General features: G+C 69.8%; 15 protein-coding genes and 1 riboswitch. Of the genes, 7 read left to right on the top strand and 8 right to left on the bottom strand.

The genetic code is table 11. From position 1 onward, the window contains the following. Positions 1 to 6 precede the first annotated feature (6 nt). From I6N91_RS04835 to I6N91_RS04860, 6 genes are read right to left on the bottom strand one after another with little or no spacing between them, the layout of a single operon-like run. Entirely contained in the window at positions 7 to 975 is a 969-nt protein-coding gene (locus tag I6N91_RS04835) for a sugar kinase (protein ID WP_198811131.1), read from the bottom strand. Further along, positions 972 to 1,658 (bottom strand): bifunctional 4-hydroxy-2-oxoglutarate aldolase/2-dehydro-3-deoxy-phosphogluconate aldolase, encoded by a 687-nt coding sequence (locus I6N91_RS04840; RefSeq protein WP_198811133.1) that lies wholly within the window; start codon positions 1,656 to 1,658, stop codon positions 972 to 974. Before I6N91_RS04840 ends, I6N91_RS04835 begins: the two co-directional genes overlap by 4 nt. Then, positions 1,655 to 2,410, bottom strand: a complete 756-nt coding sequence (locus tag I6N91_RS04845; protein WP_198811135.1) for an SDR family oxidoreductase — start codon at positions 2,408 to 2,410, stop codon at positions 1,655 to 1,657. The genes I6N91_RS04840 and I6N91_RS04845 overlap by 4 nt, the downstream gene beginning before the upstream one ends. Continuing rightward, positions 2,403 to 3,458, bottom strand: coding sequence for a zinc-binding dehydrogenase (locus I6N91_RS04850; protein WP_198811137.1), 1,056 nt, complete (start codon positions 3,456 to 3,458; stop codon positions 2,403 to 2,405). The genes I6N91_RS04845 and I6N91_RS04850 overlap by 8 nt, the downstream gene beginning before the upstream one ends. Continuing rightward, positions 3,455 to 4,429: a C-terminal binding protein gene (locus I6N91_RS04855; RefSeq protein WP_198811139.1), complete on the bottom strand. Its 975-nt coding sequence runs from the start codon at positions 4,427 to 4,429 to the stop codon at positions 3,455 to 3,457. Before I6N91_RS04855 ends, I6N91_RS04850 begins: the two co-directional genes overlap by 4 nt. 60 nt (positions 4,430 to 4,489) lie before the next feature. Next, positions 4,490 to 5,578, bottom strand: coding sequence for a mandelate racemase/muconate lactonizing enzyme family protein (locus I6N91_RS04860; RefSeq protein ID WP_233091470.1), 1,089 nt, complete (start codon positions 5,576 to 5,578; stop codon positions 4,490 to 4,492). Positions 5,579 to 5,755: 177 nt separating this feature from the next. Between I6N91_RS04860 and I6N91_RS04865 the strand changes: the two genes are divergently transcribed. The 3 genes from I6N91_RS04865 (at position 5,756) to I6N91_RS04875 (ending at position 8,995) form a co-directional block, all read left to right on the top strand. Continuing rightward, entirely contained in the window at positions 5,756 to 6,826 is a 1,071-nt protein-coding gene (locus tag I6N91_RS04865) for a LacI family DNA-binding transcriptional regulator (RefSeq protein WP_198811141.1), read from the top strand. 81 nt (positions 6,827 to 6,907) lie between these two features. Continuing rightward, the gene (locus I6N91_RS04870; protein WP_198811142.1) at positions 6,908 to 7,480 is read left to right on the top strand and encodes a dihydrofolate reductase family protein; all 573 of its coding nucleotides are present in this window, start codon (positions 6,908 to 6,910) and stop codon (positions 7,478 to 7,480) included. 138 nt (positions 7,481 to 7,618) lie between these two features. Further along, a riboswitch (cyclic di-GMP riboswitch) is annotated at positions 7,619 to 7,693 on the top strand. A gap of 15 nt (positions 7,694 to 7,708) precedes the next feature. Then, positions 7,709 to 8,995, top strand: coding sequence for a glycosyl hydrolase (locus I6N91_RS04875; RefSeq protein WP_198811144.1), 1,287 nt, complete (start codon positions 7,709 to 7,711; stop codon positions 8,993 to 8,995). A gap of 82 nt (positions 8,996 to 9,077) precedes the next feature. Here I6N91_RS04875 and I6N91_RS04880 read toward each other — a convergent pair whose 3' ends face one another. Next, positions 9,078 to 9,836 carry a response regulator transcription factor gene (locus tag I6N91_RS04880; protein WP_198811146.1) on the bottom strand — a complete coding sequence of 253 codons (759 nt, stop codon included), beginning with the start codon at positions 9,834 to 9,836 and terminating at the stop codon, positions 9,078 to 9,080. Between the two features lie 181 nt (positions 9,837 to 10,017). On the opposite strand from I6N91_RS04880, the gene I6N91_RS04885 reads away from it, so the two are divergent. Both I6N91_RS04885 and I6N91_RS04890 read left to right on the top strand, forming a co-directional pair. After that, positions 10,018 to 11,748 (top strand): sensor histidine kinase, encoded by a 1,731-nt coding sequence (locus I6N91_RS04885; RefSeq protein WP_198811148.1) that lies wholly within the window; start codon positions 10,018 to 10,020, stop codon positions 11,746 to 11,748. A 75-nt stretch (positions 11,749 to 11,823) separates the two neighbouring features. Then, positions 11,824 to 13,971, top strand: coding sequence for an alpha-galactosidase (locus I6N91_RS04890; RefSeq protein ID WP_198811150.1), 2,148 nt, complete (start codon positions 11,824 to 11,826; stop codon positions 13,969 to 13,971). Between the two features lie 160 nt (positions 13,972 to 14,131). On the opposite strand, the gene I6N91_RS04895 is transcribed toward I6N91_RS04890, so the two are convergent. Beyond that, positions 14,132 to 15,148: a LacI family DNA-binding transcriptional regulator gene (locus tag I6N91_RS04895; RefSeq protein WP_198811152.1), complete on the bottom strand. Its 1,017-nt coding sequence runs from the start codon at positions 15,146 to 15,148 to the stop codon at positions 14,132 to 14,134. A 198-nt stretch (positions 15,149 to 15,346) separates the two neighbouring features. On the opposite strand from I6N91_RS04895, the gene I6N91_RS04900 reads away from it, so the two are divergent. Together I6N91_RS04900 and I6N91_RS04905 are read left to right on the top strand one after the other, a co-directional pair. Further along, complete coding sequence (locus I6N91_RS04900; protein ID WP_198811154.1) at positions 15,347 to 17,410, top strand: beta-galactosidase; 2,064 nt, start codon at positions 15,347 to 15,349, stop codon at positions 17,408 to 17,410. Then, positions 17,394 to 18,332 carry a carbohydrate ABC transporter permease gene (locus I6N91_RS04905; protein ID WP_133403618.1) on the top strand — a complete coding sequence of 313 codons (939 nt, stop codon included), beginning with the start codon at positions 17,394 to 17,396 and terminating at the stop codon, positions 18,330 to 18,332. The genes I6N91_RS04900 and I6N91_RS04905 overlap by 17 nt, the downstream gene beginning before the upstream one ends. Positions 18,333 to 18,346: the final 14 nt, after the last annotated feature.

Consider the following 18,346-nt stretch of genomic DNA (forward strand, 5'->3'; position numbering starts at 1 on the left):
CGGGCGTCAGCGCGACACCGGCTCTGTCGCCTCAAGCAGCCCGAGTTCGCTGCGCCGCGGCATGCCCTCCCAGTCTCCGGGCACCAGGCACGCGAAGGCTCCGGTGCGCACCGCCGTCAGCAGGCACTCCTGGGGCGCGAGCCCCCTCAGCCGTTCGGCGAGATACCCGGCGACGAAGGCATCACCGGCGCCCACGGTGTCCACCGGCTGGACGGGAACGGCGGCCTGCTCGAAGTACACCCCGTCCACCAGGGCCACGCACCCCTGGGCGCCGCGCTTGACCACGACCTGCGAGGGCCCAAGCTCCGCGAGCGCGCCGGCGAGTTCCCTCAGATCCTCGGCCGGGCCCACCAGCAGGGCGGCTTCGTCGTCGCCGGCGAACAGGATGTCGGCCCGGCCCGCAAAACCCCGGAGCACGGGCGAGGCGGCCTCGGGGCTCCACAGCGCCCCGCGGTAGTTGACGTCGAAGGAGACCGGGACGCCCGCTGCACGCGCGGTCTGCACGGCGAGGTCGACGGCGTCGGCGGCCGACTCCGACAGCGCGGGGGTGATGCCCGTGACGTGCAGGAGCCCGGCGGCGGCGATCTCCTCCACCGGCACATCGGCGGGGCCGAGGCGGGAGCCGGCGCTGCCTGCCCGGTAGTACCAGACCTTCTGGTTGTGCTGCGTGCGCCGTTCCTTGATCATCAGCCCGGTGGGCGCGGCCGGGTCGCGGATCGCGCGCACCTCGAGGCCTTCGGCGCGCAGCTCGCGGACCACGAGGTCGCCTAGGCTGTCCGCACCCACCCGGCCGAACCACGACACCGGGGTGCCGAGCCGGGCCAGGGCGATGGCGACATTGGATTCGGCGCCGCCGATGCCCAGGCCGAGTTCGGAGGCGTGGGCCAGCGGTCCCGGCGTCTGTGCCCTCATCAGAGCCATGGTTTCGCCGAAGGTGACGACCCCGGCGGGGCTCCCGCCGGACACCGGAGTCATTCCTCTGCTCCCCGCGGTGCGGGCGCCGGACGTGACCGGGCCACCAGTTCGACGACCTCGCGGGCCCGCTGGACCAGGCCCGCCGGGCTTCCACCGGCGAAGGCGTCCCGCAGGAGCGGCCCGCCGAGGCTGACGGCGAGCGCACCGGCCTCGATCCAGCCGGGCACGTCGGCGATGCCGATGCCGCCGCTGGGAATGACGGCAATGTCGGGGAAGGGCCCGCGCAGCTGGCCGATATACCCGGGACCTACGGTGGAGGCGGGGAACAGCTTGACCGCCGTCGCGCCCGCGTTCCAGCCCGCCAGCAGTTCAGTAGGGGTCAGGCCGCCGGGGTAGACCGGGATGCCCCGCTCGACGCACAGGCCCACGGTCGGAAGGTCCATCACCGGGGTGACGATGTAGGCGGCTCCAGCGTCGATGGCCCGGCGCGCCTGCTGGACCCTGGTGACCGTGCCCACGCCGATCTCGGCTTCGGTCCCGAACCGTTCGAGCAGTCGCGGCAGCTCCTCAAGTGCGCCGGGGGTGCTGAGGGTCAGCTCGATCGAGGTCACCCCGCCGGCGAGGAGGGCGTCGATCACCGGGGCGTACTGGTCCGCGTGGCCCGCGCGGAGCACCGCGATCACGGGGTTCCGGAGCAGGGCCTGGCCTGCGGCCGGACGCTGGAGGGGGGCGGGAGAAGTCATCGGCCCAGCCACCCGCCGTCGATCGGAAGGATGGTGCCGTGGATGTAGTCGGCGGCACGCGAGGAAAGGAACACGACTCCTCCTGTCAGGTCGTCCGGTTTGCCCCAGCGTCCCGCGGGGATGCGCTCGAGGATCTGCGCCGAGCGGTTCCCGTCGGCCAGGAGCGCCTCATTCATGTCGGTGGCGAAGTAGCCGGGCGCGATGGCGTTGACATTGACGCCCTGGCCCGCCCATTCGTTGCTCAGCGCCTTGGTCAGCTGTCCGACGGCGCCCTTCGACGCCGCGTACGCCGGCACCCGGAACCCGCCCTGGAAGGTGAGCATCGAGGCGAGGTTCACGATCTTCCCCTCGCCGCGCGCCAGCATGGGGGCACCGAAGCCCTGGCACAGCTGGAAGACGGCGCGGGTGTTGACCTGCATGACGGTGTCGAAGTCCGCCAGCGGGAACTCAACGGCGTCGTGCCGGATCTGCGTTCCGGCGTTGTTGACGAGGATGTGCACCTCGGAGGCGGCCAGGGCGGCGGTGATCGCCCCGGCGATCGACTCCTCGCTGGTGAGGTCGACCGGGACGGTGTCGATCCGGCGGCCCAGCCGCGCAGCGGTCTCCTCGAGTTCGGTGGAGACCGCGCTGCGCTGCAGGGCGATCACGTCCGCTCCCGCCTCGAGCAGGGCCCGGGCGGTCGCCTGGCCGATGCCGCGGGATGCCCCGGTGATGGCGGCGGTGCGCCCGGTGAGGTCGAAGGGATTAGACATCGGCCGCCCCGCTCTCTTCCGCCGCGGACCCGACGAGGACCTTCAGGACCCCGCCGGCCGACATGGCCTTGGTGAAGGCTGCCGGCACCTCGCCGAGGCCGAAGACCTCGATGGGCAGCCGACCCAGCTGCAGCACGTCGGCCTCGATCAGCCCGACGGCCCGTTCCATGTCCTGGCGGGTGTAGACCCGCACACCGAGGAGTTTCTGCTCGGAGAAGGTGATTCGCTGGAGGTCGAGCTTCGCCGGCTCCTTGTACACCCCGACGAGCACGATGGTGCCCTGCACGCGGGCCGCCCCCGACAGGGCCGCGGCGACGGAAGGGTGTGCGGCGGAGTCGAAGACGATATCGGCGCCGGCGCCTGCGGTCCTCGAGCGGACGGTGCCGGCGGGGTCCTCACCCGGTGCGAGGACCTGGAAACCGAACCGCCCGGCCGCCTCCCGGCGGTCCTCGCTCGGCTCGATGAGGAACACCTCCCCGGCGCCGGCCTCCCGGGCGACAAGGGCCGTCAGCAGCCCGATCGGACCGGCGCCGAAGACGGCGACGCGCTCGCCCCCCGACAGCCCGGACCGGGCGACGGCGTGCACCGCGACGGCCAAAGGCTCGGCGAGGGCGGCCTGCCGCGCGGGAACCTTCGGATCGACGGGCAGGAGCGCCCGCGCCGGAAGGGCGACGTATTCGGCCAGCGAGCCCGGCGCGTCGATGCCGTAGAGGTTGAGGTTGGAGCACACGTGGGAGTTTCCGCTGGTGCAGGGGCCGCAGGTGCCGCACGTGATCAGCGGCTCCACGACGACCCGGGTTCCCTCGGCCGGGCCGTCCGGTGCGGCGACGGCGACCGTCCCGGTGATTTCGTGGCCCAGGATCAGCGGCGGCGCGGCCCGCGGGTGGGTGCCGTGGTAGATGGAGAAATCGGTGCCGCACAGCCCCGTGTACTCGACCCGGATCAGCGCCCAGCCGTCGGGCACCTCGGGCAGGGGAACCTGCTGCACCGCGACGGTCTCCGGCGCAGTGAGCACGGCGGCCTTCATTGTCGAATCGGAGGGGGTCATGAGAGCACTTTCGGGTTGAGGATATTGCGCGGAACGGTTCCGGAGCAGACATCGAGCACGTTCTCGAGGGTCCGGCTCTTCAGTTCACCGTAGGACTCCTCGCTGTACCAGGCGGCGTGGGGCGTCAGCACCGCGTTCCCGAGGCCCAGGAGGGGGTGGCCCTCCGGCAGCGGTTCCTGCTCGAAGACATCGAGACCGGCCCCGGCGAGCTGCCCCGACTCCAGGGCGGCAACCACCGCCGCGGTGTCCACGACCCCGCCGCGGCAGGTGTTCACCAGCACCGCGCCGGGTTTCATGGCCGCGAGGGTTCCGGCGTCGATGAGGTGGTGCGTGTCGGCGTTCAGCGGCACGTGGAGGGAGAGGACGTCGGCGCGGGCGAGGAGTTCCTCGAATCCGACGACTTCAACGCCGTCGGGAGTGACCGAACCGGGGGTAAGGCGGGGTTCGTAGCCGATCACCGTATACCCGATGCCGCGGGCCTTGCGGGCCGTGGCCGAGCCGATGAGCCCGAGCCCGACGATGCCGAAGACCCGGGTGGCGGTCCGGTGCAGCGGCCGCACCGGGGCCAGGCTGTGTTCACCGGCGCGCATCCGCCGGTCGAGCTGGGTCACTCCGCGGGCCAGGGTCAGGGCCAGCGCGATCGCGTGGTCGCTGACGTCTTCGGTCCCGTAGTCGGGCACGTTGCACACCGCGACGCCGCGGGCGGTGGCGGCGTCGACGTCGACCGTGTCGACGCCCACCCCGTACCGCCCGATGGCTCGAAGCCCCGGGAGGGCGTCGAGCACCCGGGCCGTGATGGGCGCGTACTGCACCAGGATCCCGTCGGCTCCCGCGGCGGCGGCGATGACGTCGTCCTCGGTGCGGCAGGTGGCCAGGGTGAGGCCGGCGCCGCGGCTGCGCGCCAGTTCCACCTCAATGGCGATGGAGTCGTGGTCGCAGTCGGTGATGACGATTTTCAGCTGATCGGACATCTCATCCCTCCAGGAACTGTGCTGCCGGCGTTTCTCCGCCGGGCCGGACCTCCGCGACCGTCATGCACGCACCCCTTCGAGGGCCGCGAAGTCCAGCTCGACGCCGTGGCCGGGACGTTCGGGGGCCAGGGCGAAGCCGTCCTCGATGCGCAGCGGCGCCGCGAGGTAGGCGTCGAGCCCGAACCCGTGGGCCTCCATGTAGGTCCGGTTGGGCGCCGCGGCCAACGCGTGGACGGTGAGGTCGTGCACCCCGTGCGAGGTGACGGGGAGGTTGTGTGCCTCGGCCAGGGCGCTGACCTTCCGGAAGGTGGTGTAGCCGCCGCAGTTGCTGACGTCCGGTTCGGGGAAGGTGATCGCACCGGCGGTGATGGCCTGCTGGAACTCGTAGAGGGTGTGGAGGTTCTCGCCCCCGGCGATCGGCTGGCGGCCCTCGCGGACGATGCGGGCGTACCCGGCGAAATCGTCGGGAATTGTGGGTTCCTCGATCCAGACCAGGTTGAAGTCGGCGAGCGCATGGGCGGCGCGGATGGACTCATCGACGCTCCACTTCATGTTCGCATCGACCATCAGGGGGAAGTCCTCTCCGAGGTGCTCGCGCATCCGGGCCACCCGGGCGACGTCCTCGCGCAGCTGCGGGCGTCCGACCTTCATCTTGATCGCGCGGAAGCCGTGCTCCTGGTAGCTGTCGGCCTGGGCGAGCAGGTCCTCGATCGGCAGCTGAAGGTCTATCCCGCCGGCATAGACGGGCACCTTGGGGTCGAAGCCGCCGAAGAGGCGCCACAGGGGCTGCTGGGCTTTCTTGCCCTTGAGGTCCCACAGGGCGATGTCGATTGCGGAGATCGCCGAGGTCACGTGTCCCCCGCGGCCCGCGTAGTGGAGGGCCCACCACATCTGCTGCCACAGCGATTCGATGCGGTCGGCGTCCTGGCCGTGCAGCAGGGGCGCGAGGTAACGATCGATCATCACGGCCACGGCCGCACCGCCGTGGTTGACGGTGTAGGTGTAGCCCAGGCCGACGGCCCCGTCGCTGTCGGTCACCCGCACGGTGATGAGTTCAAAATCCAGCATCACTCCGTGCATGCTGTCGGTCAGCGTCTGCTGCAGGGGGATCCGGTAAAGGTCCGTCTGCATTGTTTCGACTTTGGCCATGGTCACTCCTTTGGACGTGGGTACCGAGGAGCCGGCTCTACCCCGGAGGGCCGTCCGACGCCTAGAAAACCGGTTTTCCCCGGCGGCGTCCACCCTACGGCGATTCCCGGGTGAGGTCAACATCACATGTGCCGCTGTGGCAGAATCAGACTGCCGCATGCTTCGAAGGGAGGTTCAGTGCGCGACGCCGACGCTCCGCTCCACCCGAAACAGCGGTCCCGCCTCATTGACGTGGCCAACCATGCCGGTGTCACAAAATCGGTCGTTTCCCGGGTCCTGAACAACGACCGCACCCTCTCCATCCGGGAGGAGACCCGCACGCGCATCCTCGACGCGGTGCGGGACCTCGGCTACCAGCCGCACACCGGCGCCCGTGCCCTGGCCGGCGCCAGTACCCGCGCCCTTGCCCTGCTCATCCCGGACCTCACCAACCCGGTCTACTCCCGCATCACCCGCGGCGCCGTCCAGCAGGCGCGGGTCCGCGGCTTCGCCATGCTGCTGGCGGAGGACTCGGCCGATTTCGGCGTAGACCGGCAGTTCGCCGACCTGGTGGCGAGCCACCGCGTGGACGGGCTCCTGATCGCTTCGGCGCGCCCCGACCACCCGCTGCTGGGCATGCTGCCCGACTCCCGGATTCCGCACGTGTTCGTGAACCGCGTCGTCGCGGGCTCCGGGCGGAACATTTCGCTGCAGATCGAGGCGGCCAGCCAGGCCGCCCTGGATCACCTGCTCGCGCTGGGGCACCGGCGGATCGGCCACGTCTCGGGCCCGGAGCAGCTCGCGCCGACCGTCAGCAGACGGGCCGGGCTGCTCGGCGCCGCGGTGGCGGCAGGCATCCCGGAACCCTCGATTGAGTCTGGCGAGTTCAACGAGCAGGGCGGCTATGCCGCGGCCACCCGGCTGCTGGCGGACCACCCCGACCTGACCGCGATCTATGCGAGCACCCTGAACCAGGCGATCGGCGTCCTCTCGGCCGTCCATGCCGCCGGGCTGCGCATTCCCGAGGACATCTCCGTCATCTCCTATGACGACCTCCCCCTCGCCGGGTTCCTCCACCCTCCCCTGACGGCCATCGCCATGCCGCTGATGGAGCTGGGGCAGGCCGCCGTCGACGCGCTCTGCGCCCAGCTCGAAGGGGCACCCCCCGAGGATGTGCTGGTGCCGGGCGCCCCCGAGGTGGTGGTGCGCGGGTCCACCGGGCCGCCGCGTTCGGGACCGCCCGCCGGCGCCGCAAAAGTGCCGTCTTAAAGCGGATCCCTCCTTCGGCTGCGGCTGTTCGGCGGCCCCCAGGCGCTAGTCTTAGCGCACCGGACCGAAGGGACCCGAACCATGACGAAAACGATCTACAGAGCCGCCTCCTCCCTCAACGGATTCCTCGCCGACGGGGAGGGTTCGATGGACTGGCTCTTCGCCGTGGATCAGCCCGAGCCCTACCACCAGGGGCACTTCCTGGACGGCATCACGGTGCTGGTCCAGGGGTCGAAGACCTATGAGTGGATGCTCGAGGCCGAGGGCGTCCTCGAGCGCCCCGGACGGTGGCGGGAGTTCTACGGGAACCGCCCCGCATTCGTCTTCACCAACCGGGACCTTCCCCGGCCGGACGGCGCCGATGTGCGGTTCGTCTGCGGCGAACCCGGCGCCGTCTACCCGCAGCTCCTCGAGGCCGCGGGGGACAAGGACATCTGGCTGATGGGCGGCGGCGACCTCGCCGGCCAGTTCTTCGACGCCAACCTGCTCGACGAGGTGCAGGTCGCGATCGCCCCGGTCACCCTCGACGCCGGGGCGCCGCTGCTGCCACGCTTCATCCAGTCGGACCGGCTCAGCCTGCGCAGCGCGGAGCAGCTCGCCCAGTTCGCCCACCTGACCTACGAAGTCACCCGCTGGCAGCCCAATCCCGCCTAGGCACCCACCCAGGGCCGGAGGCCGCGCTTTTCCTGCGCCTTTCCTGCGGATAATCCTCTGGTGCCGCACCCTGGGCAGATCGAGAATGGAGGGGAGGGCGGCAGCGAACCTGCCCTCCAGCGGCGGCTGCGGCCCCGCTTTCGACAAGGGCAAAACCGGTGCGAGCCGGTGACGCAAAGCCACGGGGCCTTCACGGTCAGCCGGGCTTCCGAACAGCAAAGGTCTCCCATGCACGACGCCTCCCCGGGCACCGTCCTGCCCACCCCCCGCCGGTTCGCGGCGCGCCTGCTGCGCACCGCGCTCACCCTGTGCCTTGCCGCCGTCGTTGCGGCGCTCGGCCCCGGGTCCCTCCAGCCGGTGCACGCCGCCACGGCGTCCATCTCCCTCAGCGCCTCCAGCGGACCCGCCGGGACCTTGGTCACCGTCTCCGGAACGGGGTTCCCCAGGAAATCGAAGGGCACCCTCACCGCCGGTACGGCCTCCGTGCCCATCACCGCCAACGCGTCCGGATCCTTCACCGCAGGCATTGTCATCCCCGACGCCGGCAGCCCGGTGCTCATCGAGGCGCGGGCAGGCTCGGGCCACGCCTCGGCGCCCTTCACCCTGACCTACGCCCCGCCCGCCGGCCCCGCCCCCGTGCCAGGGATCCGCACGGCGCCGCTGCGCTTCGGCGCAGGCACCCCCGGCGGTCCGATGGCCGCCGGTGAGCTCGACGAGGTGGCCGTGCTCGCCGGTGAGGCGCCGTCGGTCGTCCTGTCATACAAGGACTTCGCCCAGGCCCCGCCGCTCGCCGAGCTCGACGCAGTCCGGTCCCGCGGCGCCGTGACCCTGCTGACCTGGGAACCCTGGCTCTGGGGCGGCGGCACCGCCCAGCCCGCCTACTCCCTGGACCGCATCGCCGCCGGGGACTTCGACCCCTACCTGCGCCAGTGGGGCTCCGCCCTGGCCCAGTGGGGCCACCCGGTGATGCTGCGCTTCGGCCACGAGATGAACGGCAACTGGTACCCGTGGGCGGAAGGGGTCAACGGCAATGAGGCCGGCGACTACGCGGCGGCGTGGCGCCATGTGCACGACGTCGTGGCCTCCACGGGCGCCTCCAATATCTCCTGGGTATGGAATCCGAACGTCCCGTACTGGGGGTCGACACCCCTGGACCAGCTCTACCCGGGAGCCCAGTACGTCGACGCCGTCGCGCTCGACGGCTACAACTGGGGCGCCTCCGCCCCGTGGAGTACCTGGGTGGAGCCCGAGGCCCTGTTCGGAGAAGGACTTGCGGAGCTGCGCCGGCTCGCCCCGGTGAAGCAGATCCTGATCGCCGAGACCGCGTCGGCGGAGGCGGGCGGCTCGAAGTCCACCTGGAACTCGTCCCTGGTGCGCTACCTCGCGGCCCAGCCCGACGTCACGGCCCTGGTCTGGTTCCACTTCGCCAAGGAAACCGACTGGCGGATCAACAGCAGCGCCGGCTCCGCGGCGGCGCTGGCACAGGCGCTCGCGGCCCGGCCGCCCGCCGGCTGAGCCGTCCCGGAGCGGACCCATCGTCCGCTCCGGGCGGTCGACCGACGGCCCCGGTTCCGAAAATCCCGGAATCCGGGGACTTCTAGTTCTGGACCCGCTCCGGGGCCAGCCGGTAGCCCACGCCCCGGACGGTCACCAGCCAGGCGGGCTGGCGGGGGTCCTCCCGGAGTTTCTTTCGAAGATTCCCGATATGCACTTCGACAGCCCGTTCGTCCACATCGCTAACGTAGGCCGCATCCCGGTACTGCTCGCCGCGTACCACCCGGACTAAATCGGCTTTAGTGCGGACCGAGCCGCCGCTGCGCATAAGGTCGTGAAGTAAATCGAACTCGCTCCGCGTTAAACTGATTTCGGCATCGAACAGTTTGGCCGTGCGGGTTTCCTGGTGGAGCACGAGGCCGTTGTGGCGCAGCACCGGCTGCTGCGGAGCCGTCCCCGCCTCGGGGGATGCGCCGGCCGGCCCTCCGGCCTCCCGCGGACGCCGGAGCATGGCAGCGACCCGGGCCCTCAGCTCGCGGGGCCGGAATGGCTTGGTGAGGAAATCGTCGGCGCCGGACTGGAGGGCCATGAGGGTGTCCAGTTCATCGGCGCGGGCGGTCAGCATAATGACGTAGCAGTCACTGAACGCCCGGATGCGGCGGAGCACCTCAAAACCGTCGATATCGGGCAGGCCGACGTCGAGGGTCACCACCGTGGGGCTGTTGCCGCGCACCGCGAGGACCCCCTCACGCCCCGTCGCCCCTGAGTGAACCTCGAACCCCGACTGCTGAAGGACAGCGCTCAAGAGATTGCGCACATCTTCGTCGTCTTCAATAACGACGGCAGTCCCCTGCTCACCCATATTTTTCCCTTACGCCGGAGGTCGGGAGGTGTGAAACGTATTCACTCTCGCGCACCTTGAGACCCGTGATTGTTTTACAGGCTACAAGGGAAGTTCGTGTTAAGTAAGTTACGCAAGATTGCCGCAGTTTCTTTACCGAATTTCTGCACCTTATTGCCCGTACGGGGGCAATAATAGAGAAATGTCCTCTCTTCATACGGAACCCGCGCCTCCAGCCTTTCTGTATGAGCCTCCGCCCGTCGAGTCGACCCCGACCACAAAGACAAACCTCTACTTCCGGCGGCTCGGTCCGCGGGTCCGGATCGGCCTGTGCCAGCTGCCCCTGACGGTCATCATCGTCGGCATCGTGCTGGCCGCGCCCAGCGTCTGGCCCGGGCTGCTCAGCCTTCCCTGGTTCCAGCTCGGACTCGCCGTCCACGCGGCACTGTTCCTGGCCTGCTGGCTGATCCCCTGGGAGCGCCTTCCCCAGGCCGCTCCCCTGATCATCCCTATCGGTGACATTCTGGCGATCGCCGTGACCCGCAACAGCGGGCTGGAAATCCTTCCCGGCCTCGGTGCGCTCGCCGTTTTCCCGGTCATCTGGCTGGCCGCCTCGGGCATCCTCGGCTGGCTGGCGGTGCTCATGAGCTTCGTCGGGCCCCTGCTGATCGTGGGGTTTCCGCTGCTGGCCAAGCTCCCGGACGTCACCGCGGCCGAGCTGAGCGGCACGGTCTTCCTCCCCGTGACACTGCTCTCGGTCGCGCTCGCGGTCCGCTTCGCGACAGCCAATGTGGCCCTGCAGCAGCGCCAGCTGATGAAGAAGGATGCCATCCTGCGCGAGCTGCTCAACTCGAGCAAGGAGCGCGAGCGGCTCCTGCACACGGTGCTGGACACCATCGACGTCGGCGTCGTGGCGGTCAATGCGGAGGGGGAGACGATCCTCACCAACCACCAGCAGAACCTCCTCCACCGCCTCGCCCTGCCCTCCGGAAGCTCCGGCGCCGACGAGTCGGCGCTCGCACTGTTCGGCCAGGACCAGCGGACGGTCCTGCCGGAGGCCAAGCGCCCGGTGCGCCGGGCGGTCGACGGCGAGTCCTTCGCGGACTACCTGATCTGGATCGGGCAGGGCAGCGACCAGCGGGCCCTCTCCACGGCGGCGCGGGCCATGAAGAGCGACTCCGGCGACTTCAGCGGCGCCGTCATCGCCTCGAGCGATGTCACCGGCCTGGTCGAGGCGATCGCCGCGAAGGACGACCTGATCGCCAACGTCTCCCACGAGCTGCGGACGCCGCTGACCTCGATCCTCGGCAACCTCGAACTGGCGCAGGACTCCGGCGAAGAGGTGCCGCCGCGCACCGCTTACTACCTGGACATCGCCCACAGCAATGCCGAGCGCCTGCTCGAGATCGTCTCGGACCTGCTGCTGTCGGCCTCCGCCGCGCTGAGCGTCCACCCCCGCCGCACCGACATCGCGGGCCTTGTGGATTCCAGCGTCGGCTCGCTGAGCGCCCAGGCCCGCGCCGGGGGAATCACCATCCGGGTGGATGTGCCCTCCCCGCTGTGGGCGCACACCGACCCGCAGCGGATCTCCCAGGCGATCGACAACCTCCTGTCAAACGCGATCAAGTACTCCCCGGAGGGCGGCACGGTCACCATCACGGCCCGGCCCGACGGCGACGAGGTGGTCCTGTCGGTCGAGGACACCGGCTCCGGAATGACCCCGGCGGACGCCGCGAGGGTCTTCGACAAGTTCTTCCGCTCCCGCTCGGCCCGGGAATCAGGGGTTCCCGGCACGGGCCTCGGGCTCTCCATCACCAAGGCCATCGTCGAGGGCCACGGCGGAACGATCTCCTGCAGCAGTGAAATCAGCCGGGGCACCCGCTTCACCGTCACCCTTCCGGATCACCCGGCACCGGCCGACCTTCCGGCCTAGCGGGACTCCCGCCGGAGCCCTCCGGCGCTCCCGGGTGATTGACGCCGGTTCCCGGTTTTGCAGTAGAAATGAGGGATGCAGTCCTCCCCCGTTCTTCACCTTTCGCGTTCGGGCACAAGCGTTGTGCTCGACACCACCACCAACGGCCTCCCGGCGGTTCTCTACTGGGGCGAGGCCCTGGGGGACATCGCCGACGACCAGCTAGCAGCCCTCGCAGCGGCCCTCCGGCCGCAGCGGGTTTCGGGCGGGATCGACATCCCGGCCCGCCTGACCCTCGTTCCGCAGGAGTCCTTCGGCTGGCAGGGAACCGCCGGCTTCACCGGGCACCGCGGCGGGTCCTTCATCTCCGCGGCGTTCACCACCACCGACCTGCGGTCAACGGCCTCCGATGTACGGCTCACCGCCGTCGACGCCGTCGCGGGCCTGACCCTCGAAGCCGAACTGACGGTCACCGAAGCGGGCCTGTTCCGCCAGCGCCTCGGCGTCATCAACACTGCCGACGTCGCCTACGAGGTCCGCTCCCTGCTGGCCACCTTCCCCCTTCCGGCCGGCGCACAGGAGGTCCTGGACACCACGGGCCGGCACCTGCGCGAGCGCAGCCCCCAGCGCCACGCCCTCACGGCGGGCAGCTACCGCAGGGAGAGCAGGAAGGGCCGCCCCGGCGCCGACGCGACCCTGCTGCTGGGCGCGGGCGAACCGGCCTTCGGGTTCCAGCGCGGCCTGGTCCACGCCGTCCACACCGCCTGGAGCGGGAACCACCAGCTGCTCGTCGAGAAGACGCCGACCGGCGAGGCTTTCCTCGGAGCCGGGGAGCTGCTGCTCCCCGGTGAGATCGTGCTCGCACCGGGGCAGCGGTACGACGCGCCCGAGGCCCTCGGGTCCTGGGGCCGTGGACTCAACGAGCTCGCGGCCCGCTTCCACCAGGAACTGAGGCTCCGCGCCAGCCACCCGCGGCGCCCGCGCCCGATCACGCTGAACACCTGGGAGGCGGTCTACTTCGATCACAACCTCGAACGCCTGACCCACCTCGCCGACAAGGCCGCCGCCGTCGGCATCGAGCGTTTCGTGCTGGACGACGGCTGGTTCTCCGGCCGCCGGGACGACACCGCCGGCCTCGGTGACTGGTTCGTGGACCCCGCGGTCTGGCCCGAGGGGCTGACCCCGCTGATCGACCACGTCCGGTCGCGCGGGATGGAGTTCGGGCTGTGGTTCGAACCCGAGATGGTCAACCCCGACTCGGACCTGGCGCGCAGCCACCCTGACTGGATCATCCAGGCCGAGGGCCGCCTGCCCGTGCCCGGACGCCAGCAGCAGGTGCTCAACCTGGCCAACCCCGAGGCCTTTGACTACATCCTGAAGTCGATCGACGCGGTGCTCACCGAAAACGACATTTCCTACGTCAAGTGGGACCACAACCGCGAGGTGCTCGACGGCGCCGACGCCCGCACCGGACACGCGGTCATCCACGAGAACGTCCTGGCGCTGTACCGCCTGCTCGATGAGCTGAAGCAGCGCCACCCCGGCCTCGAGATCGAAAGCTGCGCCTCCGGCGGAGCCCGCGTGGACCTCGGCATCCTCGCTCGGACCGACCGCATCTGGACGAGTGACTGCATCGACCCCATCGAACGCCTGCCGAACCAGAAGTACACGGGGCTCCTGGTGCCGCCGGAGCTGATGGGCATGCACGTCGGCGGGCCCGTCTCGCACTCCACCGGACGCGCGCACGGCCTGTCCTTCCGCGCCGCCACGGCCGTCTTCGGCCACTTCGGTGTGGAGTGGGACATTTCCGACCTCAGCGCCGAGGACACCGCCGCACTGGCGGAGTGGATTGAGGTTCACAAGGCGTGGCGGGACGTGCTCCACACCGGACACACCGTCTACGCGGACCTTCCGGACCCGGCGATGGACGTGCGCGGCGTCGTCGCCCGCGACGGCTCGTCGGCCCTGTTCGGCTACTCGCTGACCGCCTCCAGCGCCAGCTACCCTCCGGGGCGGATCGTCTTTCCCGGGCTCGACCCGGAAGGCTCCTACAGCATCTCGCTCGCTGCGCCCCACCGCGAGCTTCCGGGGAACGGGCAGTCAGCCCTGGCCTGGGTGGAGGCGGCGGCCGAGGGATCCCCTCTGTCGCTCAGCGGGCGCCTGCTGGGCTCGGTGGGCCTTGAAGCGCCGGTGCTGTTCCCGGAGCAGTCGGTCCTGATCGAGCTGAGGCGGACCGAGGGCTAGGGGCTGCAGGAACTGCTCCCGTTCGCCGGGTCCTGATGCGTCGGGTGTAGCCCGGCGGGCGGGCGCGGTCGGTGGTCAGGCGCGGTCGGTGGTCAGGCGCGGTCGGTGGTCAGGCGCGGCCGGTGGTCAGGCGCGGCCGGTGGTCAGGCGCGGCCGGTGGTCAGGCCGAACCGCGCCACATGACGACGGTCTCGAGCACGCGCGGCGAGCTGGGCAGGCCCATCAGCTGGGCGAGCACCAGTTCGGCCGCGGTGGTGCCGAGGAGCCCTGCCGGCTGGCGCACGGTGGAAAGCTGGGGCCGGCACCGCAGTGCCCAGCTGCTGTCGTCGAAGCCGACGATGCCGACGTCCTCGGGCACCCGCCGTCCGGCCTCCTGCAGCGCGGTCATGGCGCCGGCGGCCACCGCATCGGAGGCGGCGAACACGCCGTCGATCGACGGGTCGCGGCGGAGCAGCTTCTGCATGCCCTCGAAGCCGGCGGCGTAGGTGTAGAGGGGGTACTCAACGACCAGACGGGGGTCGTACCGCTCCCCCATCGCGGCCCGGAATCCGGCCAGGCGGTCCTGGCCCGAGTCGCGGTCAAGGGCGCTGGCGATCATGCCGACGCGCCGGCGCCCGGTGCCGAGCAGCCTGCTCGTGATCGCGCGTGCCGCCTCGACGTTGTCAATCGCGGCGTACGGCAGGTCGGGGGTGCCGTCGGGATGCCCGACAAAGGCGGCCGGCAGCCCGATATCGGCGACGGCGGCGGCGATGGGATCCGAGGCGCGGGCCGACACGATGACGGCGCCGTCGATCAGGCCCCCGCGCAGGTGGTCGGCGACCCGGTGGCTGTCGCGGTCGGAGTCGATAATGAGGGTCACCAGCTGGTAGTCGGCCTTGGAGAGCGCCTCGTTGGCCCCCAGCAGGATCGAGCCGATGTTCGGGTCCTCGAACAGGAGCGAATGCGGCTCGTGGATGATCAGGCCGATCGCCCTGGACTCCTGGGTGACCAGGTTCCGGGCCGCCGTATTGCGCACATAGCCCACCTGGGCGATCGCCGCCTCGACGGCCGTCCGAGCCTCCGCCGAGACGTATTTCTCCCCGTTGACCACCCGGGAGACGGTGCCCCGGGACAGCCCCGCGGCGTCGGCGACGTCGTTGATCGTGGCGCGCCGTGCTCGCATTCGGGTAAGGGACATATCTGTACTGTAGCCGAGCCTCCGACTACTCGGAGGTAGCTCAGCCGTTGACAGCTTTCGGGGCCATTGCTACGCTGTGAACGCTCCCAGAGATTGCAGAGGACTTCGGTTCCGCGGTTTCTGGGAGCGTTCACAGAGCGTTCAAGGCAACGAGGCCCTCCTCGTCTTGCACGTGCAGAGCAAGCCGAAGGAGCAGGGTTGAACCTGAACAAATATCCAGTCACGGAGCTGTCCGGAAACGGAAAGCTCGTCTATGGCTGCGACTACAACCCCGAGCAGTGGAGCCGTGAGGTCTGGCAGGAAGACGTCCAGCTGATGAAGCAGGCCGGCGTGAACCTCGTGGCCATCAACATCTTCGGCTGGGCCGAGCTTGAAAGTTCGCCCGGGAACTACTCCTTCGAACGCCTCGATGAAATCCTCGACCTGCTCCACGAGCACGGAATCGGCGTCAACCTCGGCACCGGCACCTCCTCCACTCCGGCCTGGCTGACCACCCTGCACCCCGAGATCCTCCCCCAGTCCGCCGACGGAGTCCGGGCCTGGCCCGGCGGACGGCAGGCCTGGTGTCCAAGCTCCCCGGTCTACCGCGAGCACGCCCTGCGCCTGGTCGAGCAGGTCTCCCGCCGCTACGGCGCCCACCCCGCCGTCCGGCTCTGGCACGTCTCCAACGAACTCGGCTGCCACAACGCCCTGTGCTACTGCGACGTCTCCGCGTCCGCGTTCCGCGGCTGGCTCCGCAGCCGCTATGAGAGCCTCGACGCGCTCAACGCCGTCTGGGGCACCACCTTCTGGTCGCAGCGCTACTCCGGGTGGGACCAGGTCCTTCCTCCGCGCACCACCATCTCCGCGTACAACCCCACCCAGGTCCTGGACTTCCACCGCTTCAGCTCCGATGAACTGCTCGGCTACTACTCGGCCGAAGCGGAGATCCTGCGGCAGCACAGCACCGTGCCGGTCACCACCAACTTCATGGTCACGGCCCACATCCGCACCCAGGACTACTGGTCCTGGGCGCCGCACATGGACGTCATCGCCAACGACCACTACCTCGACCACCGGCTCGAGGCACCGACCATGGAACTGGCCTTCGCCGCCGACGCCACGCGCGGACTCGCCCAGGGCTCGCCCTGGCTGCTGATGGAACACTCCACCTCGGCCGTGAACTGGCAGCCGCGCAACATCGCCAAGGCACCCGGGGAAATGATCCGGAACTCCCTCACCCACCTCGCCCGCGGGGCCGACGGCCTGTGCTTCTTCCAGTGGCGCGCCTCCGTCCAGGGCAGCGAGAAGTTCCACTCCGCGATGCTCCCCCACGCCGGAACCGACTCGCGGGTCTGGAAGGAAGTCGTCGAACTGGGCGGAATCCTCGAACGCCTCACCGAGGTCGGCGGCAGCACCGTGACCGCCGAGGCCGCCCTGGTCTTCAGCTGGGAAGCCTGGTGGGCCTACGACCGGGAGTCCCACCCGTCCTCGGATATTGCCTACCTCGATCAGGTCCACGCCGCCTACAAGGCCCTGTGGGAGGCAGGCATCACCGTCGACATCGTCGCCCCGGGTGCCGACCTCTCCGCCTATAAGCTCGCCGTCGTGCCCGGCCTGTACCTGGTGCGGGACAGCGACGCCGCGGCGCTGGCCGACTACGTTGCCGGCGGCGGCCACGCGCTCGTGACCTTCTTCAGCGGCATCGTCGACGAAAACGAGAAGGTCCGCACCGGCGGCTACCCCGGGGCGTACCGCGAACTGCTCGGTATCCGCACCGAGGAATTCCGTCCCCTGGCCCCCGGCGACACGCCGGCCCTGGACAACGGCTCCGCGGCGTCGCTGTGGAGCGAGGCACTGCGCCTCGAAGGAGCCGAGGCAATGGTCTCCTTCACCGGCGGCCACCTCGCCGGCACCGCCGCCGTCACCCGCAACCGGCACGGCGCCGGCACCGCCTGGTACCTCGCCACCGCGCTCGAGGCGGCGGCGCTGCGCGAAACCCTCACCCAGGCCGCCGCCGACGCCGGGATCACCGTCGCGTCCTCCCCCGAGGGCCTGGAGACGGTCGTCCGCTCCAGCGGGGACCGGAGTTACGTCTTCCTGATCAACCACTCGCACGAAGAACACAAACACGCAATCCAGGGCCAGGAACTGATTGTCGGTGAGGAAGTCGCCGACGTCGTCGTGATCCCCGCAGGCGCCGTCCGGGTTGTCCGCACCTCCACCCCCGCCCACCCAACCAATGGCCTCCCCACAGGCTCAAAGGATGTTGAAAGTGACTAGTTCAAGCATTTCTCCGGCACTGGCCAAGGGGGCGCAGAAACCCCGGAGAACCAAGACCTTCGCGGCCCAGCGCCGCGCTGTCCTCCTCTTCATCGCGCCGTTCGCCGTCCTGTTCCTGGCGTTCTACGCCATCCCGATCGTCTTCGCCGTGGTTCAGTCGCTCCTGACGGTGGAGCGGGAGGGCACCTTCGGGGCACCGCAGGAGGTCTTCGGCGGTTTCGTCCAGTACCAGCAGGTGTTCCAGAACACCGAGTTCTGGCGGTCCGTGGGACGGGTGGTCCTCTTCGGCGTCGTCCAGGTTCCGATCATGCTCGGCCTGGCCCTGCTGTTCGCCCTGCTGCTGGACTCCCCGCTGCTGAAGGGCAAGAAGTTCTTCCGCCTCGCGTTCTTCGCCCCCTACGCCGTTCCCGGTGTCATCGCCGCGATCATGTGGGGTTTCCTCTACTCGCCGACGCTCTCTCCGTTCGGGCTGATCACCTCGGAGGTCAACGTCCTCTCCGCGGAGCTCGTGCTGTGGGCCATCGCCAACGTCGTGACGTGGGTGTACGTGGGCTACAACATGCTGATCATTTACTCCTCGCTGCTGGCCATCCCCACCGAAATCTATGAGGCGGCCAAGCTCGACGGCGCCAGCAACATCCAGATCGCCTGGCGCATCAAGATCCCCCTGGTCGTGCCGGCCATCATCCTCACCGGGGTGTTCTCGATCATCGGTACGCTCCAGCTCCTCGCCGAACCCCAGACGCTTCGCAGCTTCAGCTCGGCCATCAGCAGCACCTTCACCCCGAACCTCGCGGTGTACACCACGGCGTCGGTTCCCAACTACCACCTTGCCGCAGCGTTCTCCGTAGTGCTGGCCCTGGCAACGTTTATCCTCTCCTTCGTCTTCCTCAAGGCAACCCAGCGGAAGGTCAGCCAGTGAGCGCAGCAGCAGCG

Origin of the sequence: Arthrobacter sp. MSA 4-2, from assembly GCF_016405885.1 — a bacterium.
In the GTDB taxonomy this organism is placed as follows: domain Bacteria; phylum Actinomycetota; class Actinomycetes; order Actinomycetales; family Micrococcaceae; genus Arthrobacter_D.

Excerpts from the sequence above, each read along its gene's own strand:
- I6N91_RS04835 (WP_198811131.1), bottom strand. The coding sequence starts at position 975 with ATGACTCCGGTGTCCGGCGGGAGCCCCGCCGGGGTCGTCACCTTCGGC.
- I6N91_RS04840 (WP_198811133.1), bottom strand. The coding sequence starts at position 1,658 with ATGACTTCTCCCGCCCCCCTCCAGCGTCCGGCCGCAGGCCAGGCCCTG.
- I6N91_RS04845 (WP_198811135.1), bottom strand. The coding sequence starts at position 2,410 with ATGTCTAATCCCTTCGACCTCACCGGGCGCACCGCCGCCATCACCGGG.
- I6N91_RS04850 (WP_198811137.1), bottom strand. The coding sequence starts at position 3,458 with ATGACCCCCTCCGATTCGACAATGAAGGCCGCCGTGCTCACTGCGCCG.
- I6N91_RS04855 (WP_198811139.1), bottom strand. The coding sequence starts at position 4,429 with ATGTCCGATCAGCTGAAAATCGTCATCACCGACTGCGACCACGACTCC.
- I6N91_RS04860 (WP_233091470.1), bottom strand. The coding sequence starts at position 5,578 with ATGGCCAAAGTCGAAACAATGCAGACGGACCTTTACCGGATCCCCCTG.
- I6N91_RS04870 (WP_198811142.1), top strand. The coding sequence starts at position 6,908 with ATGACGAAAACGATCTACAGAGCCGCCTCCTCCCTCAACGGATTCCTC.
- I6N91_RS04875 (WP_198811144.1), top strand. The coding sequence starts at position 7,709 with ATGCACGACGCCTCCCCGGGCACCGTCCTGCCCACCCCCCGCCGGTTC.
- I6N91_RS04880 (WP_198811146.1), bottom strand. The coding sequence starts at position 9,836 with ATGGGTGAGCAGGGGACTGCCGTCGTTATTGAAGACGACGAAGATGTG.
- I6N91_RS04885 (WP_198811148.1), top strand. The coding sequence starts at position 10,018 with ATGTCCTCTCTTCATACGGAACCCGCGCCTCCAGCCTTTCTGTATGAG.
- I6N91_RS04890 (WP_198811150.1), top strand. The coding sequence starts at position 11,824 with ATGCAGTCCTCCCCCGTTCTTCACCTTTCGCGTTCGGGCACAAGCGTT.
- I6N91_RS04895 (WP_198811152.1), bottom strand. The coding sequence starts at position 15,148 with ATGTCCCTTACCCGAATGCGAGCACGGCGCGCCACGATCAACGACGTC.
- I6N91_RS04905 (WP_133403618.1), top strand. The coding sequence starts at position 17,394 with ATGTTGAAAGTGACTAGTTCAAGCATTTCTCCGGCACTGGCCAAGGGG.